This is a genomic window from Azospirillum brasilense, from assembly GCF_022023855.1.
In the GTDB taxonomy this organism is placed as follows: Bacteria; Pseudomonadota; Alphaproteobacteria; order Azospirillales; family Azospirillaceae; genus Azospirillum; species Azospirillum brasilense_F.
This window is the reverse complement of record NZ_CP059449.1, coordinates 915029-932167: the sequence shown is the minus strand read 5'-3', so window position 1 is coordinate 932167 and position 17139 is coordinate 915029. Positions and strand designations below refer to the sequence as shown.

The following is a 17139-nucleotide window of genomic DNA, read 5'->3' as shown; positions in this document are numbered from 1 at the left end:
GTCTCAGCGAAGTCCTTCTGCGGCGAACAAGGTATCAGCGGACAGCCAACGAGCCGCCGGGTGGCGGCGGGTCTCGGTCAGGAAACGCGCGGTGAAGGCCCAGGTTTCACCGTCCATCGCCAAATGATGCGTCAGCAGGCCGGTCGCCTCCGCCGCGTCCACCGCGCCCAGCCGCCGGGCGCGCAGATGGGCGACCGTCATGCCCAGCGACTCCGCGTCGCCCAGGAAGCGCTTGCCGTTCTTCCAGGCCACCGGATCGATGTGTGTATTGACACACATCATGTTGACGGTTGACACACGTCGCGGCCCGAACACCGATAGGCCGACGAAGCCCGCGCCGTGCAGGCCCGCGGCCACGCCGGGCGCGATGCGGTTCCAGGGCGGCACCAGAACGGGCAGGGCGCGCAGCCCGAACCGACGGTCCAGCACGCTCCGCCCCTCGGCCAGTTCCGCCAGCACAGCGGCGGCGGGCCGGTCCGCGCCAAGCTCCGCCTTCTTCGCGGGGGGAGCGGCATGGTTGATGTGCGACCAGCCATGCTGAAGCACCGTGACGGTGGGGGCCGCGTCCACAACGGGGGCGAGGGCGTCCGTGACCCCTGCGGGGATGACCGCCAGGGCCAGCGGCGCCCCGGTCTCGACGGACAGGGCGATCATCCGGTCGAGCCCTGACGTCGGCTCGACGGCGTCGTCGTCACGCCACCAGAGGGTGGCGGTGCGCTCGGCAGCGGCCCAGGCGTCCAGCTCGGCGGTCAACGCGTCCCAACCGGCGCGCGGCGGGCTGTCGGAAGGGGCGGTTGCGGTCACGGTTATCGCCTGTTCTGTTCCCTCTCCCCTCCGGGGAGAGGGTTAGAAGGACAGCGAACGCGGTGACCGTAAGCATGGCCCCCGCACTGGAAAAATCCAAGCGTCTTGATTGGTTTAGCGCCTGTTGCCTTGGCGGTAGGCCACCGCGTCCAACAGCAGCCGGGCGGTGGTGGCGGCACCGTCCAGGCGCAGCGGGATGGCCGGCGCCGGGGGCAGGGCGAGCGTCCTGGCAACGCCCGCGGCCAGGGTTTCCGGGGTCAGGGTGGCTTCGTCGACCACGGCCAGCCGGCCCCGCTCCTCCAGCAGGCGGGCGCGGGTGGCCTGCTCCGTCTCGCTGCCCGCGGCGAAGGGAACGACGACCGCCCGGCAGCCGGCCTGGAGCACGTCGAGCACGGTGTTGTAGCCGGCCTGGCTGATCGACAGGCGGCAGCGGCGGAGCAGGGCGGGGAAGTCGGGCCGCGCCCGCTCCACGACGGTGCCCGGCGGTGCCGCGGCGGCGAGCGCGCGGAAATCCGCCTCCGGCACGTCCGGACCGGCCAGCAGGCGCCAGGGTGCGTCAAGTCCGGCGGGAGTTGACGCACGCACCGCCAGGGCCGCCCGCAGCAGCGGCAGGCCGACCGCGCCGCCGCCCACCGACACGATCACCTCGCCGGTGCCGTCGGCGCCGGTCGCAGCGCCGCCCTGCGGGGCTGCGACGTAACCGGTGTAGCGGATGCGGTCGGCGATCCGCGCGGCGGCGGGGAAGGTCGCCGCGAAGGGGATCAGCTCCGGGTCGCCATGGACCAGCACATGATCGAACAGCCGTTCCACCGTCGAAACGGTTTCCTCCAGCCGCTCCGGCTTGGCCTTGGTCACCAGGATGTCGCGCACCGACGCGGCGGTGACCGCCCCGCCGGCCTTGGCGGCCTCCAGCAGCGGCAGAAGCTCGAACCGGAAAGCGCGGCGCCCGAAGGGGAAGGATTCGATCAGCAGCGCGTCGGGCCGTACCCGCTCATGGGTTTCCAGAACCGCGGCGCGGCGCCGGGCGCGCCACGCGTCGTCGATGGGCCGGTCGTGCTCGTCGAGCAGGGTCTTGAAGCCGCTGTCGGCGGCGCGGGCGGGGGGGAGCTGGACGATCTCCGCCGCCGGGCCGTAAACGATCCCCGGCACCGGATGCCCGCCGCGCAGCACGGTGACGGCGACGCCCGCCTCGGCCAGTCCCCGGGTGATCAGCGCGGCGCGGCGGTCGTGGCCGATGCCCAGCAGATGCTGGACGTGGAAAAGGACACGCATGGGGGCGGCCGGAAGGCGTCAGATCGCCTGGGCGGCCAGCACCTCGCGCAGGCGCGTCGTCGTCTGCTCCAGGCGGTGGGCCAGGGAACGCATGATCTCCAGCCCCATCTGCGGGAAGTCGGCGATCATCTGAAGGAAATGGTCCTTCGGCACGCACAGCGCCTCCAGGTCGGTGCTGGCACGGACGGTGGCGGTGCGCGGCACGTCGCACAGGATGGCGATCTCGCCGACGATCTCGTTGGACCCCAGCGTCGCGACGGTCAGCGGCCCGCCGGGGCCGGTCACGATCACCTCGGCCTCCCCGCGCAGCAGGATGTAGGCGCAGGTGCCCATCTCGTCCTGCTCGAACAGGATGTCGCCGGACCGGAAGCTCAACCGTTCGCTGGTGAAGGCGAGAAGCTTGAGCTTGGCAGTGTCGATGTTGGCGAACAGGGGAATCCTGCGCAGGCAATTGACTTCTTCGGCGATGCTCATGCCGTCTGCCTCCTCAACGCCGCCGGCTTTATTCGGCGGACACCAATTCATGCAACAACGTACCGGGCCTGTTCAACTCGTCGAAGCGCCCATGTTCGGCGATTCGCCCGTCCTTCATTACAATGACTCGCTCGAACGCCCGTGCCAAGCCGGCGCGGTGCAGAACCCACACAAGACCACATCCTTTGCGTTCCCCCATGATGGCGGAATGCACCTTGGTCTGGCTGCTGGTGTCCAGTCCGCTGGTCGCCTCGCTCAGCACCAGCAGGTCCGGCCGCTTCAGCAGGGCGCGGGCCAGCGCCGCCTTCTGGCGCTGCGCCGCGGACAGGCGCGACCCGGCGACCCCCACGGGATGGTCCAGCCCGACCTCCACGATGGTGTCGCGCAGGTGAAGCTGGTCCACCAGATCCGCCACGATGCGGCCCACCTTGGATTGCACCTGCGCCTGCCCGTAGACCATCTTGCCGAACAGGATGTTGTCCTGGATGCTGGCTGCGGCGTTGTAGGCCTCCGGGTCAAAGAAGGCGACGGCGTGCTTCAGGTCCGCCGGCAGGTCGCTGGCGAAGAGGTGCCGCGCCTGCAAGAGCTTCTTCTCCAGGTCCGGGGTCATCAGACCCAGACGGTGGCGGGCGCCGATCAGCTTGAAGGGCAGGGTCATCAGGCGCGTCCGCTCCTCGGGCCGCAGCGCGCCCAGCCCCTCCTTCGCGGTGCGTGCCAGGATGCCCTGATACTCCGGCAGCTCGGCGAAGCCGATGAAGGAGAAGCGCTCGAAGAACTCGTGGCCGGGCGGCAGGCCGGCGAACAGCTCGACCATGGTTTCCGCCACCTTGTGGCCGGTCTCCAGGATGGTGTCGGTCAGCCCCACCTTGTCCAGCACATGCAGCATGTAGGGGTTGGAGGCCAGCGCGTCGGTCTGGAAGATCGGGCCGACCGGCGTGCCGAACAGCAGATTTTCCGCCAGCGTAGCGTTCGCGGCGTAGCGGGCGGGGTCGAAGCGCTCCACCAGCCGCCCCAGGTCCGGGTTGTTCAGCATCGTGGCGCGCATGGCGTCGCGCGCCTCCAGCACGCGGGCGGCCACGTCGGGGCGCCGCTCCGGATCGACGGTGCGGTTGAGGCCCATGCCGTACACGTCGTCCTGAAGCGAGACCATCGTCACCACGCGCAGGATGCGGGCCTTCAGGTCCTCCGGCCCGTCGCAGCCGGCGGCGGCGTAGTCGATCCAGTCGGCGTCCACGTCGTCGGTGGCGTTGCCGGACAGCACCGACTCGGCCATCCGGCGCTTGCGCCGCTCCGCCGCTTCCTCACTGTCGCCGTTCTCACGCAGCGGCCGGTGGCGCAGCCCGTAGACGAGGTTGTCGTAGAGCGAGGCCGAGAACAGGTATGGGGTGGCGCCGACATAGGCGGCGCGCCGCCCGGTCACGCTCTCCGGCAGCTCCGCATAGTCGCGCTCGCCCAGCCGGATCTGGCCCGACGAGGGCAGCAGCACGCGCGCGGCGAGCTGCGCCAGCTCGTCCCGCCCGGAGCCGACGCCGATCAGCGCGGTGTGGCCGTCCAGCGGGATGTCGCAGGTCACCCCCTCCAGGATGGGCGACCCGCCGTCCTCCCCGAACGCGACGTTGCGGAAGGACAGGCTGCCCTTGAACGGAACGTCCTCCTCCTCGCGCAGCAGGCGTTCGGCCAGCAGGTCGGGGACATGGAACTGCTCCACCACCTGCTCGTACTTGATCCGGTTGTCCTCCTTCTGCTGGTACCAATCGAGAAGCTCCTTCCAAGGAGCGGCCAAGTCCTTGTAGGCGGCCAGCACCGCGACCAGCGCGCCGAAGGACAGCTGGCCGTGGATCACCAGATAGCCGCCGATCGAATAGAAGAAGAACGGGGTCAGCTGGTTTATGAAATTGTTTAGGAATTTGACAAAAAACTTTCTTTGGTAAATCTCGAAACGGATACGGTACACGTCGCCCAGGCGGTGGCTGAGATCGGCGAGATGCCAGGACGCGGTGTTGTGGGTGTGCACCTCCTGGATGCCGGACACCGTCTCGCCGATCCGGTCGGCGATCTGGCGCATGGCACGTACGCGCTGTTTGCCAAGCTGATTGACCTTGCGCTGCAGCCGTGGGATGAGCCAGCCTTGGAACGGGTACAGCGACACCGCCGCTGCCCCCAGAACCGGGTCCTGGACGAAGATGAAGGCGATGTAGACCAGCAGGGTGCCGCCCTGGAACACCGGGATGGCGATGGCGTCCCCGATGAAGCCGCCCAGCGGCTCCACCTCCGCCGTGATCATGGGGATGATCTCCCCGGGCGACATCTTGCGGAAGCGGGGCAGGGGGAAGCGCAGGACGCGCACGTACAGCTCGTAGCGCAGCCGGCGCAGCATCCGCTCGCCCAGCCGGCCCTTGTAGGTGTTGATGACGTACTTGAACGCGCCGTTGACCAGCACCAAAGTCAGGAACAGTCCGCATAGGACGAACAGGTAGGTCACCTGATCGAGATGGAAGCCGAGGAAGGATTCAGGCAGCTTCTTCCCGGCGATCGCCTCGTTGACGATCCTCTTCGGAAGGTCGAGCGAGGCATAGAGGAAGGGAAAGGACGCCAGGGTCATCAGGGTCAGCACGATCTGCTGACGGACGCTGTGCCGAAGGATGAATCGGAAAATGCTGGATTCCATAGCGCCATTCTACGCAAGGGGACGCCGGTGCCGGGAGCAGGCAGAAACCTTACCCCCTCTGCCGCTTGGCCGCTGGGACTGTGGTTTGCCTGCACGCGGTCTGCCGCCATTGTGACGGCGGCATGACGCACACCCGTTCATCGGCCAAGCCGCGGCCGGACACAAGAGGCCAATCGGGAGAGGTAGGAACTTCATGAGCGAACGTCCGACCTCGGGCCGCGTGCTCATCTACAGCCATGACACGTTCGGCCTCGGCCATCTGCGCCGCTGCCGGGCCATCGCGCATGCGCTGGTGGAACGCTACAGCAACCTGTCCGTGCTGATCCTGTCCGGCTCGCCCATCGTCGGCAGCTTCGACTTCCGCACGCGGGTGGACTTCGTGCGCATCCCCGGCGTCATCAAGCTGCGCAACGGGGAATACACGGCGCTGAACCTGCATCTGGACATCGACGAGATCCTGTCCATGCGGGCCTCGCTGATCCGCCACACGGCGGAGATCTACCAGCCCGACCTGTTCATCGTGGACAAGGAACCGCTCGGCCTGCGCGGCGAGGTGCGGGAGACGCTGGAGCTTCTGAAGGGCCGCGGCGTGCCGCTGGTTCTGGGCCTGCGCGACGTGATGGACGAGCCGGCCCTGCTCGCCCCGGAGTGGGAGCGCAAGAAGGTCCTGCCGGCACTGGAAAACCTGTATGACGAGATCTGGGCCTACGGCCTGCCGCAGATCTGCGACCCGCTGGAGGGGATCGAGGTCCCGCAGTCGGTGCGCGACAAGATGGTCTACACCGGCTACCTGCACCGCACCGTGCCCCCGGCGGTCCCGCACGGTCCCGGTCTGCCGGATGAACCCTACATCCTGGTCACCCCCGGCGGCGGCGGCGACGGCGAGGCGCTGGTCGATTGGGTGCTGCGCGCCTACGAGAGCGATCCCGGCATCCCCTACCGCGCCGTGCTGGTGTTCGGCCCCTTCATGCAGCCGGACCTCCAGGCCGAGTTCCTGGCCCGGGCGGAAGCCCTGCCCAACGTCGAGGCCACCGCTTTCGAGGCGCGGATCGAGCGGCTGATGCAAGGGGCGGTGGGGGTGGTCGCCATGGGCGGCTACAACACCTTCTGCGAGATCCTGTCCTTCGACAAGAAGGCGCTGATCGTCCCGCGCGAGGTGCCACGGCGCGAGCAGACCATCCGCGCCGCCCGCGCGCAGGAGCTGGGTCTGGTCTCCGTCCTGATGGACGACGGGGTGCGCGACGCCGCGGCGATGGCGGCGGCGCTGCGGCGGCTGCCCTGGCAGGCGCCGCCCTCCTCGGTCGTAGTGCCGGGCCTGCTCGGCGGGTTGGAGAGCGTCAACCGCCTGTCGGCGCGCTACCTTCCGGAGCTGTCCTCCGAACCCTGCGCCACGGAACGCCAGATGGCCGCCGGGGACGCCGCGTGACCATTGCCGTCATCGTCAAGGGCTGGCCCCGCCTGTCGGAAACCTTCATCGCGCAGGAGATTCTGGGGCTGGAACGGCGGGGGTTGCGTCAACTGATCGTCAGCCTGCGTCAACCGACCGACAAGGCGGTGCACGAGTTGAACCGCCGCGTCACCGCCCCGGTGACCTATCTGCCCGAATATCTGCACGACGCGCCCGCCCGCGTGCTGCGCGCGCTGGCCGCGGCGCGGCGGCGCCCCGGCTGGCCGGCGGCGCGGGCCGCCTGGCTGGCCGACCTGCGGCGCGACCCCAGCCGCAACCGCGCGCGCCGCTTCGGCCAGGCCTGCGTGCTGGCGGCGGACCTGCCAGCGGACGTCACTTGGCTGCACACCCATTTCCTGCACACCCCGGCCAGCGTCGCGCGCTACACAGCACTGCTGACCGGCCTGCCCTGGAGCTTTTCCGCCCACGCCAAGGACATCTGGACCTCGCCGGACTGGGACCTGCGGGACAAGCTGGCCGAGGCTCGCTGGGGCGTCACCTGCACCGCGCTCGGCCTCGCCCGCCTGCGCGAACTGGCGCCTGAGCCGGAGCGGGTGGACCTGCTCTACCACGGCCTGGACTTCAGCCGCTTCCCCGCCCCGCCGGACGCGCGCCCGGCGCGCGACGGGTCCGACCCCGCCGACCCGGTGCGGCTGCTGTCGGTCGGGCGGGCGGTGGAGAAGAAGGGCTTCGACCTGCTGCTCGACGCGCTGGCGCGCCTGCCCGCCGGGCTGCACTGGCGCTGGACCCACATCGGCGGCGGCGACCGGCTGTCCGCGCTGAAGGCGCAGGCGGCGGCGCTGGGGCTGGAGGGGCGGATCGACTGGCAGGGGGCGAAGGCCCAGGACGCGGTGATCGCCCAGTACCGCCGTGCCGACCTGTTCGTCCTGCCCTGCCGCACCGCGCGCGACGGCGACCGTGACGGGCTGCCCAACGTGCTGATGGAGGCGCAGAGCCAGGGGCTGGCCTGCCTGTCCACCCGCGCCGCCGCGGTGGCCGAGCTGATCGAGGATGGGGTCACCGGCACGTTGGTGGACCCCGAGGACCCCGCCGCGCTGGCCGGCGCGCTCGAGTCGCTGCTCCGCGGCCCGGCCCGCCGCGCGGCGCTGGGTGCGGCGGGTGCCGCGCGGGTACGCCGCGACTTCGGCAGCGATTCAGGCATCGATCGGCTTCACGATCGTTTCACAACCGGAAATAGCCAACCCTCCTTTATGCCGTTTGGGGGATGCTGTGCATTGCACGGCGGCTGATGACGGGATAGAGTGCGGCTTTGCTCCACCTTTGCGACGTCATGTCGACTCTGTCCGCCTTTCCCGAACCGGAAATCCTTTCCTTCATCGACTTCGACGACGACAGCGACGCCGTGGCCACCAGCCACGAGCTGTCGCTGACGCGCAGCAAGCTGGGCGACATGCTCGACCTGCTGCCCGCCGGGCTGTTGATCCATCAGGAAATGGGCATCGTCTTCGCCAACCAGGAGGCGGCGCGCATCCTGGGCCAGAGCGGCGACGCCCTGGTCGGGCGCCATTTCCTGGACTTCGTCGAGGAGTCGGGCATCGACGACCAGCGGGGCGCCTTCCAGCGCTGCCTGCGCGAGCGGGAACTGGTGCGGTCCCAGGACGGGGTGATGGTGTCCACCGACGGGCAGCGCACCTGCGTCCAGGTCAGCATGTCGCCCCTGCCCTGGGACGGGTTGCCGGTCATCTACGTCCTCATCAACGATGTGACGGCGCTGAAGGAGTCGGAGGAGCGGCTGCGCCGGCTCTCGATCACCGACTCGCTGACCGGCGTGTCCAACCGCCGCCATTTCGTCGAAGCGGCGGAGCAGGAACTGGCCCGCGCCCGGCGCTATGGCCGGCCGGTCACGCTGCTGATGCTCGACCTCGACCATTTCAAGAGCATCAACGACACCCACGGCCACGCCGTGGGGGACGAGGCGCTGCGGGCCTTCACCGCCGCCTGCCGCGCCCTGCTGCGGGAGAACGACCTGTTGGGCCGCACCGGCGGCGAGGAGTTCGCCATCCTGCTGCCGGAGACCGACATCGCCGGAGCGCGCATGGTGGCGGAGCGCATCCGCCGCCGCACGGCCGAACTCGCCGTTCCGGTGGGGGACGAGACGGTGCGCTTCACCGTGTCGATCGGCGTCGCCTGCTGCGCGGCCGGGACGCGCGACGTGGACGCCATGCTGTCCAGCGCGGACGAGGCGCTGTACCGCGCCAAGGCCGCCGGACGGAACCGGGTCGTCTGCGCGCGGGAACCGACCCCGTTCTGAGCGTTTTTTCCACCATGACATCGGGGCCGCGATGCGCATCGCCTTTTATGCCCCGCTGAAATCCCCGACCCACCCGGTGCCCTCGGGCGACCGGCGCATGGCCCGGCTGCTGATGGCCGCGCTGGAGGCGGCCGGGCACAGGGTGACGCTGGCCTGCACCTTGCGCAGCTGGGACGACGGACGCCGTCCGGGCCGGGCGGAGCGCCTGGCGGCGCTGGGGGCGCGCTGCGCCGACCGCCTGACGGCGCGCTGGCGGGACGACGCGCCGGATCTCTGGTTCACGTATCACCTGTATCACAAGGCGCCGGACTGGATCGGCCCGGCGGTCAGCCGCCGTTTCGGCATCCCCTATGTGGTGGCGGAGGCGTCCTTCGCGGCCAAGCGGGCCACCGGCCCCTTCGCCGCCGGCCACCGCGCCGCGGAGGCGGCGATCCGGCAAGCCGCCGCCGTCGTCAACCTTGCCGGCCACGACGCGGAGGGGGTGCTGCCGCTGCTCGAATCGCCGGACCGGCTGGTGCGGCTGCGGCCCTTCCTCGACACGCGCTCCTTCGCGGCCGCCGCCGCGGAGCGCGACCGGCACCGGGCGGAGCTGGCCGAGCGTTACGGCCTGAAGCCGGACGTTCCGTGGCTGCTGGCCGTCGGCATGATGCGCGGCGGCGACAAGGAACGTTCCTACGAGATTTTGGCGCAAGCCCTTTCTCCCTCCCCTGCGAAGCGGGGGAGGGTTGGGGTGGGGGCAAGTGCCTTGCCTCCGCATCACCTTCTCATCGCCGGCGACGGCCCCGCTCGCCCCCGGATCGAGACGCTGTTCGGGGGAGGTGCGCTTGCCCCCACCCCAATCCTCCCCCGCTCCGCAGGGGAGGGAGTCTTGATCCTCGGCCAGCAAAGTTCGGATGCCCTCACCGCTCTCTACGCCGCTGCCGACCTGATGGTCTGGCCGGCGGTGAACGAGGCCTACGGCATGGCCCTGCTGGAGGCCCAGGCCGCCTGGCTGCCGGTGGTGGCGGGGCGGACCGGGGGGGTGCCGGACGTGGTGCGCGACGGGGTGACCGGCCTGTTGCCGCCGGTGGGCGACGCGGAGGCCTTCGCCGCCGCCGTCCGGGCGCTGCTCGACGACCCTGGGAAACGCCGCCGCTTCGGCGAGGCGGCGCGCGCCATCGCCGCTGCGGAGCACGATCTGACCAACGCGGTGGCGGTTCTGGACACCGTTGTCCGGCGCGCCGCGCGGAAAGGGAATCCATGACCGACCTCATCATCCTGCGCCACGGGCCGACCGCCTGGAACGCCGCGCACCGTCTCCAGGGCGGCATCGACGAGCCGCTGTCCGACGAGGGCCGCGCCCGAGTCGCCACTTGGAGGCTGCCGCCGGACGTTCTGGGCTACCGCTGGGTCGCCAGCCCGAAGCGGCGGGCCTGGGAGACCGCCCGGCTGCTCGGCCTCGACCCGGTGCCGGAACCGCGTCTGGTCGAGATGGGCTGGGGCGAGTGGGAAGGCCGCCTGCTGGAGGAGCTGCGGGCGAGCGGCGCCCTGACCGCGGACCGCGAGCGGATGGGCCTCGACTTCCGGGCGCCGGGCGGGGAGCGCCCGCGCGATGTGCAGGCGCGGCTGATTCCCTGGCTGGCCGAGGTGGGCGCCGGAGGCGTGCCGACCGGGGCGGTGGCCCACAACGGGGTGATGCGGGCGCTCTACGCGCTGGCCACCGGCTGGGACATGGTGGGCAAGCCCGGCCACCGCCTGACCGACGGCTGCGCCCACCGCTTCCGGGTCGCGGAGGACGGGACGCCGTCGGTCGTCGCGATGAACGTGCCGCTGGTCGGGGAGAGTTAGCCGATCACACGTCTAGATCACACGGCGAGATCGACCATCACCGGAACATGGTCGGACGGCTTGGGCTCCCAGCCGCGGGCCTCGCGCAGGACGCGGTGGCCGGTCAGCGCGTCCTTCAGCGGGGGCGTGACCCAGATGTGGTCCAGCCGCCGGCCGCGGTCGGACGCCGCCCAGTCCTTTGCGCGGTAGCTCCACCAGGTGTAGAGCTTTTCCGTGGGCGGAACGAAATGGCGCAACGCGTCGACCCAGCCGATGGATGCCTGCATCGCCGTCAGCTTCGCCACCTCCACCGGGGTGTGGGAAACGATCTTCAGAAGCTCCTTGTGGCTCCAGACGTCGTTCTCCAGCGGCGCGATGTTCAAGTCGCCGACCATGACCATGCGGCGGTCCGGGCTGCGCCGGGTTGTCCACCACTCAGTCATTTCGTCTACGAACTGAAGCTTGTGGGCGAACTTGTCGTTCTGTTCCGGGTCTGGAATGTCCCCGCCCGCCGGGATATAGACGCTGTGCAGCTCGATCCCGCCGGGCAGTTCGGCGAAGACGTGGCGGCAGTCCTGCTTGCCGCACCAGTGCTGCACATCGCGCGACGCGAAGGGCAGCTTCGACAGGATGGCGACGCCGTTGTAGCTCTTCATCCCGTGGATGTGGGCGTGGACGTAGCCCTTTCCGGCCAGCGGGGCCATCGGGAAGTCGGTGTCGACGACCTTGGTCTCCTGCAGGCAGATGACGTCCGGCTGCGCCTCGTCGATGAGGCGCAGCAGCAGGTCCATCCGCATGCGGACGGAATTGATGTTCCAGGTGGCGATGCGCATCGTCCAGTGATCCGTATTGCCGATGTCAGGCGATGGTGACGGCGATGGAGCCGACGCCCTCGACCGCGCCTTCCAGCCGGTCGCCGGCGACCACAGGGCCGACGCCCTCCGGCGTGCCGGTGTAGATCAGGTCGCCCGGCTGCAGCTCGACCAGACCTGACAGATAGGAAATCGTTTCGGACACGGACCAGATCAGGTCCGCCAGATCGCCCTTCTGGCGCAGCTCTCCGTTGACCGACAGCGTCACCGACCCCTTGTCGGGGTGCCCGATGTCGGTGGCGCGGCGCAGCGTGCCGCAGGGGGCGGACTGGTCGAAGCCCTTGCCCATGTCCCAGGGCTTGCCTTCCTTCTTCGCCGCGTTCTGCAGGTCGCGGCGGGTCATGTCCAGCCCCACGCCATAGCCGTAGACATGGTCCAGCGCGCTCTCCACCGGGATGTCGCGCCCGCCGGTGCCGATGGCCACGACCAGCTCGATCTCATGGTGCAGGTTGGCTGTCCGGGGCGGGTAGGGGATGGCGGTGCCGTCGGCGACGATGGCGTCGGCGGGCTTCATGAAGAAGAATGGCGGCTCGCGGTCCGGATCGGCGCCCATCTCGCGCGCGTGGGCGGCGTAGTTGCGGCCGACGCAGTAGATGCGGCGGACCGGGAACGGATCGCCGCCGGCGACCGGAACGGTGGGCTGGGGCCACAGGGAAATGGCGTAGGCCATGGCGCGCCTTTCTTTCGGAGGGGTGCGGTTCGGGCAACCACCCTACCGGAAAGAGCACCAGAAAAAAGCCCCAGCCGTTGGGCCGGGGCTTTGGCGCGAAGACGCCCGGCCTGGGGGGGACCGGGCGTCGGAAGCTCCGTTTTCGGAACCCGTCTGCGGCAGGGGAATGAACCGTCGGCGGGCAACCGCGCCGGCATGCCTGTTTCCGGGGGGGCCGGGGTCAGGAGCGCGATCACTTCATAGGGCTAGAGGTGGAGCCGCTTCCGGGTGGAACCAATGCGTAACGGGAATGGGTGCTATGCATACGAGGCGGATTGTGTGGTTCTTGCTGACAAAATCGGCACCTGCCTGCATTTTACACGACCAATAGACTAGTCAATAAACGACGGCTTTCACGTTGACCGACATCGACCGCCCCACCCCCTCGGACCGGCGCACCCGCCAGCGTCCGAGCAAGTCCGGAAAGATGGCCCTCGGCCCTCTGCCGGAGCTCGTCGGCTACAATCTGCGCAAGGCGCAGGTGGCCGTGTTCCAGAGCTTCCAGAACGCCGTGGCGCCCCACGACATGACGCCGGGGCAATTCGGCGTCCTGATCATGATCAAGGAGAACGAGGGCTTGTCGCAGTCCGACCTGGGCTCGGCGGTGGGCATCGACCGTTCGACCATGGTCGCGGTCATCGACCGGCTCGAGTCGCGCGGCCTGGTCATCCGGGCGCCCTCGCCCAACGACCGCCGCTCCTACGCGCTCCGCCTGTCCCCGGAAGGGGAGAAGCTGCTGGACGAGCTGATTCCGCGCATCCAGGCCCATGACAAGGCCATGGTGAAGGATCTCTCGGCCGAGGAGCAGGCGCAGCTCATCGACTTCCTCCGCCGCATCTCGCGGGCCGGCTGAAGCTGACGGGCTGAGAGTAGCGTGCCCAAGTTTTGGGCACGCGGCACCCGCCGATTGTTGACCTAATCTATTGTCCTGAAACCATCTTTCAGGAAAGGCGCCGCCGCGCCCGGTCGGCGGCGGCGCTTCCAAAGGCGCACAGGATCGCCGCCGACAGCGGGTTCTCCCAGAACCGCCATTCCGGGTGCCACTGCACGGCCAGCGCGAAGGCCGGCGCCCCCGCCACCCGCACCGCCTCGACCAGCCCGTCCTCGGCCATCGCCTCCACGATCAGCCCGTCGGCCAGCCGGTCGATGCCCTGCCCGTGCAGGGAGTTGACGGTCACCGCCGCCTCGCCGCCGGCCAGCCTTTCCAGCAGGCCGCCGGGGGTCAGCCTCACGCTGTGCGACGGCCCGTACTGCACGGCCAGCGGCGCCTCCTTGTCCTCGCGGTGGTTGGCGTAGCCCGGCACCTCGTGCACCCGCTGGTGCAGCGTGCCGCCCAGCGCCACGTTCAGCTCCTGGAAGCCGCGGCAGATGCCCAGCAGCGGGACGCCCATCTCCAGCGCGGCGCGGATCAGCGGCAGGGTGGTGTCGTCGCGCTCCGGGTCGTGCAGGGTGCCCGGCTCGCTGGGCGACCCGCCGTAGCGGTGCGGCTCGACGTTCGACGGGCTTCCGGTGACCAGCAGCCCGTCGAGCCGTCCGGCCACCTCGTCCATGTCCAGCGCCGTCCCCAGCGCCGGGATCAGCAGTGGCATGCCGCCGGCCCCGTCCGACACCGCGCGGACATACTTGTCGCCGACGACGTGGAAGGGATGCTCGCCCATCATGCGGGCGCAGGCGGGAACGCCGATCAGCGGCTTGCGGTTCATGGCGGGGACCTCCAGACAGGATGCCGGACCGCTCCGGAAGGCGGCGGACGGGCGATTATGCTCTGCCGCCGCGCGCCGCGCCAGAGGTCCGCCGCCAAGCACAAAGGGGATGCAGGGACAGAATTCTGTTGATTCGCATGCGAATTTGTCCCATATGCCCCCCTCCTCCGCGCCATCTGCGCGGAACATCTGCTGATGGGGGAGAACGATGGCGAAGACCGCTTCTCTCTTCCAATTGGGGATGGACTTGGGAAGCGATCCAAGGAAAGCCCAAACGGAAGGTCAAATCTCCAACCGGACCAACGTGACTTCTGGTCCCTGGAGGGAATCTCAAGACGACCGCAAGGACCATTTCATCGTCCGCGATGGCAAGGTCTGCGCCGGCACCCACCTGATCGTCGATCTGTGGGGTGCCGAACGTCTGGACGAGCTGGACCATGTCCGTTCCACGCTGATCGAGTCCGTGGAGGTGGCGGGGGCGACGCTCCTGCACATCCACCTGCACCATTTCACGCCGAACGGCGGCATTTCCGGTGTGGCGGTGCTCGCCGAGTCGCACATCAGCATCCACACCTGGCCGGAACGCGGCTACGCCGCGCTGGACATCTTCATGTGCGGCGACGCCCAACCCATGAAGGCCATCCCGGTGCTGGAGCGCGCCTTCAAGCCCACGGGCGTGAAGTGCGACGAGCTGCTGCGCGGCGAAACCGGGTCATGAGCGACTCCGGCTCCGGCTGGTACGACGAGACGCTGCATAAGGACGTGGCCCAGTGCCTGCGCATGGGCCGCGTCCTGCACCGCGACCGCACCGGCCTCCAGGACTTGGTGATCTTCGAGAACCCGGTGCTGGGCCGCGTGATGGCGCTCGACGGCGTCGTCCAGACCACCGAGGGCGACGAGTTCGTCTATCACGAGATGCTGACCCATGTGCCGATCCTGGCGCATGGGCGCGTCCGCCGCGTGCTGATCGTCGGCGGCGGCGACGGCGGCATGCTGCGCCGCTGCCTGGAGCACAAGGCGGTGGAACGGGTGACGATGGTGGAGATCGACCGCTCGGTGGTCGACCTGTCCATCGCCCATCTGCCGTCGATCAGCGCCGGCGCCTTCGACGACCCGCGCGCCGATCTGGTGATCGCCGACGGTTGCGCCTTCGTGAAGGAGACCACGGAACGGTTCGATGTCGTCATCGTCGATTCCACCGACCCCCACGGGCCGGGCGCCGTCCTCTTTACCGAGGACTTCTACGCCGACTGCAAGGCCCGGCTGACCCCCGGCGGTGTGCTGGTCACCCAGAACGGCGTGCCGTTCCTCCAGCCGGACGAGCTGAAGGACAGTCACCGGCGGCTCGGCCGGCTGTTCGGGGACGCCGGCTTCTTCGTGGCGCCGGTGCCCAGCTATTATGGTGGCTTCATGGCCTTCGGCTGGGCCACCGACGACGCGGCGCTGCGCCGCCAGACGGCGGAGGCGATCCGCCCGCGCTTCGAGGCGGCGGGGCTGGCCACCCGCTACTACACGCCCGACATCCACGTCGCCAGCTTCGCCCTGCCGGCCTTTATGCTGGACGCGCTGAAGTAGAGCTCATTGACATAGGGCTCAGGGCGGCTGGAATCCCGGCGGCTTGGCCGCCGCTGGGCAGGCGTTGGCGGGCAGGCTTTCCGAATCCACGAACTGGTGGGCGGCGGCGACGGCGCAGTCGTCCGACGCCGTGACCAGATGCCCGGCGCTGCGGAAGACCAGATGCCGGCTTTTCGGCAGGGTCGCCGCGGCGCGCTCCGCCCATTCCGGCGGGGTCAGCGGGTCGTAAGCGCCGGACAGCAGGAGCACCGGCACCGGGCTGGCTACCGGCAGCCGTTCCGACGCCTCCTGCGCGGCGGCGGGCCATTGGGCGCAGACGCGTCGGCCGGGATCGTCGGCGGTGACGGCGCCGTAGGGGGCGAAGCGGCGGGCGGCGTCGGCCAGCCGCAGCGGGTCGGCGGGGTTCACCGTCTCCCGGCATTCGATGGAAAAGGCCATGCCCTCCGCCGAGTCGGGGTCGCCCAGCCAGGGGGCGGGCACCCAGTCGGACAGGCGGTCGTACCGCCCCCGCCACGCCCGTTCGATCAGGGCGGGCAGGCGGGGCACGCTCTCGCCCTCGGCCATCGCCTCCAGCAGGGCCGATAGAGCGGCGCCGCTGTCCAGCCGCGCCCAGCGCGGAATCTCTGGATCGCCCACCGGCACGTCCACCGGGGCCTTGCCCAGCCGTTCCACCAGCTCCAGCAGATGGCGCTCCAGGTCGGGATAGGCGGCGCGGCACACGCGGTTGGCCGCGCAATCGTCGAACAGCCGCTTGAACGCCCGGTGCGCCAGCCAGGGCGCCTCCTCCGTCGCGTTGACGTCCGGCGGGTAGATGGAATCGAGCACCGCCGTGCGCACCCGCCCGCCATGGCGCCGCAGGATCTCCAGCGCCACCCGCGTGCCGTAGGACACGGCGAACAGGTTGACCCGCTGCGCGCCCAGCGCCGCGGCGACGTCCATGGCGTCGTCGGCGGCGATGGGGGTGGTGAACATGGCGCCGTCCAGGCCCGGCGGCGGTGAATCGGTCGCGGCAAGCGGCGATGGCGGTGCGCTCCAGCGCGGCGCGGCGGTCCCGCGACACCGGGCGCAGGCGGGGCGAGGCGCCCAGCACGTCCAGCTCCGGGCAGTCGGTGTCCGGCTCCGCTCGCCCGGCGCCGCGCGGGTCGAACAGCACGACGTGGCGCGACCGGCGGAATCCGGCGGTCAGCGACCACCACACCTCCATCCGCTCCTCCACCGCCTCGCCACTGCCGAAGGGGGAGGCGCCGGGGCCGCCCTCCAGGAACAGGACCGGGTCGGGGGACGGCTGCTTGGCGGTGGACAGCAGGACGACGACCGGCAGACGGAAGGCCCGCGTCACCGGACGGTCGCGCCGGTCGGGCACGCCGACGGTCCCGCACAGCGCGGCCTCCTCCGGCACGGAGAACCAGCAGGGGCCGGGCACGAAGCGGGGGTCGGCCTTGGCCGGCTGCGGGGCCAGCGTCACCGCCAGCAAGGCGGAGGCAAGGGCTCCGAACCACCGATGATGGGCGCGTCTCGTCACGCGGGTCGATCGTCC

General features: G+C 70.0%; 17 protein-coding genes. 9 read left to right on the top strand and 8 right to left on the bottom strand.

Going from position 1 to position 17139, the window contains the following annotated elements; genetic code table 11:
- Positions 1-3: 3 nt before the first annotated feature.
- The 4 genes from H1Q64_RS04415 to H1Q64_RS04400 all read right to left on the bottom strand — a co-directional run bounded on the left by H1Q64_RS04415 (position 4) and on the right by H1Q64_RS04400 (position 5218).
- On the bottom strand, positions 4-804 hold the full coding sequence (locus H1Q64_RS04415) for a polysaccharide deacetylase family protein (protein ID WP_237904534.1): 801 nt from the start codon (positions 802-804) through the stop codon (positions 4-6).
- 114 nt (positions 805-918) lie between these two features.
- On the bottom strand, positions 919-2076 hold the full coding sequence (locus tag H1Q64_RS04410) for a glycosyltransferase family protein (protein ID WP_237904533.1): 1158 nt from the start codon (positions 2074-2076) through the stop codon (positions 919-921).
- Positions 2077-2094: 18 nt separating this feature from the next.
- Positions 2095-2550 (bottom strand): cyclic nucleotide-binding domain-containing protein, encoded by a 456-nt coding sequence (locus tag H1Q64_RS04405; protein ID WP_237904532.1) that lies wholly within the window; start codon positions 2548-2550, stop codon positions 2095-2097.
- Positions 2551-2578: 28 nt separating this feature from the next.
- The gene (locus H1Q64_RS04400; protein ID WP_237904531.1) at positions 2579-5218 is read right to left on the bottom strand and encodes an ABC transporter ATP-binding protein; all 2640 of its coding nucleotides are present in this window, start codon (positions 5216-5218) and stop codon (positions 2579-2581) included.
- 193 nt (positions 5219-5411) lie between these two features.
- Between H1Q64_RS04400 and H1Q64_RS04395 the strand changes: the two genes are divergently transcribed.
- The 5 genes from H1Q64_RS04395 to H1Q64_RS04375 are packed head-to-tail and all read left to right on the top strand — an operon-like array spanning position 5412 to position 10764.
- Positions 5412-6644: a glycosyltransferase family protein gene (locus H1Q64_RS04395; protein ID WP_237904530.1), complete on the top strand. Its 1233-nt coding sequence runs from the start codon at positions 5412-5414 to the stop codon at positions 6642-6644.
- Positions 6641-7915, top strand: coding sequence for a glycosyltransferase (locus H1Q64_RS04390; protein ID WP_237904529.1), 1275 nt, complete (start codon positions 6641-6643; stop codon positions 7913-7915). Before H1Q64_RS04395 ends, H1Q64_RS04390 begins: the two co-directional genes overlap by 4 nt.
- Positions 7916-7956: 41 nt before the next feature.
- A complete protein-coding gene (locus tag H1Q64_RS04385; protein ID WP_237904528.1) occupies positions 7957-8937 on the top strand; it encodes a sensor domain-containing diguanylate cyclase in 981 nt (326 codons plus the stop codon).
- A gap of 31 nt (positions 8938-8968) precedes the next feature.
- On the top strand, positions 8969-10180 hold the full coding sequence (locus H1Q64_RS04380) for a glycosyltransferase family 4 protein (protein WP_237904527.1): 1212 nt from the start codon (positions 8969-8971) through the stop codon (positions 10178-10180).
- Positions 10177-10764, top strand: coding sequence for a histidine phosphatase family protein (locus H1Q64_RS04375; protein ID WP_237904526.1), 588 nt, complete (start codon positions 10177-10179; stop codon positions 10762-10764). Before H1Q64_RS04380 ends, H1Q64_RS04375 begins: the two co-directional genes overlap by 4 nt.
- A 17-nt stretch (positions 10765-10781) precedes the next feature.
- Here H1Q64_RS04375 and xth read toward each other — a convergent pair whose 3' ends face one another.
- Positions 10782-11576 (bottom strand): exodeoxyribonuclease III, encoded by a 795-nt coding sequence (gene xth, locus H1Q64_RS04370; RefSeq protein WP_237904525.1) that lies wholly within the window; start codon positions 11574-11576, stop codon positions 10782-10784.
- Between the two features lie 25 nt (positions 11577-11601).
- On the bottom strand, positions 11602-12285 hold the full coding sequence (locus tag H1Q64_RS04365; RefSeq protein WP_237904524.1) for a fumarylacetoacetate hydrolase family protein: 684 nt from the start codon (positions 12283-12285) through the stop codon (positions 11602-11604).
- Positions 12286-12682: 397 nt separating this feature from the next.
- Between H1Q64_RS04365 and H1Q64_RS04360 the strand changes: the two genes are divergently transcribed.
- Positions 12683-13177: a MarR family winged helix-turn-helix transcriptional regulator gene (locus tag H1Q64_RS04360; RefSeq protein WP_145676155.1), complete on the top strand. Its 495-nt coding sequence runs from the start codon at positions 12683-12685 to the stop codon at positions 13175-13177.
- 88 nt (positions 13178-13265) lie between these two features.
- Here H1Q64_RS04360 and H1Q64_RS04355 read toward each other — a convergent pair whose 3' ends face one another.
- Positions 13266-14027, bottom strand: coding sequence for a gamma-glutamyl-gamma-aminobutyrate hydrolase family protein (locus H1Q64_RS04355; RefSeq protein ID WP_237904523.1), 762 nt, complete (start codon positions 14025-14027; stop codon positions 13266-13268).
- A gap of 304 nt (positions 14028-14331) precedes the next feature.
- Here H1Q64_RS04355 and speD point away from each other — a divergent pair, with 304 nt between their 5' ends.
- A complete protein-coding gene (gene speD, locus H1Q64_RS04350) occupies positions 14332-14745 on the top strand; it encodes an adenosylmethionine decarboxylase (RefSeq protein WP_236778146.1) in 414 nt (137 codons plus the stop codon).
- Positions 14742-15602 carry a polyamine aminopropyltransferase gene (gene speE, locus H1Q64_RS04345; protein ID WP_237904522.1) on the top strand — a complete coding sequence of 287 codons (861 nt, stop codon included), beginning with the start codon at positions 14742-14744 and terminating at the stop codon, positions 15600-15602. The genes speD and speE overlap by 4 nt, the downstream gene beginning before the upstream one ends.
- An 18-nt stretch (positions 15603-15620) precedes the next feature.
- On the opposite strand, the gene H1Q64_RS04340 is transcribed toward speE, so the two are convergent.
- Positions 15621-16574 (bottom strand): alpha/beta hydrolase, encoded by a 954-nt coding sequence (locus H1Q64_RS04340; RefSeq protein ID WP_237904521.1) that lies wholly within the window; start codon positions 16572-16574, stop codon positions 15621-15623.
- Positions 16575-16621: 47 nt separating this feature from the next.
- On the opposite strand from H1Q64_RS04340, the gene H1Q64_RS04335 reads away from it, so the two are divergent.
- Positions 16622-17107 carry a hypothetical protein gene (locus tag H1Q64_RS04335; RefSeq protein ID WP_237904520.1) on the top strand — a complete coding sequence of 162 codons (486 nt, stop codon included), beginning with the start codon at positions 16622-16624 and terminating at the stop codon, positions 17105-17107.
- Positions 17108-17139: the final 32 nt, after the last annotated feature.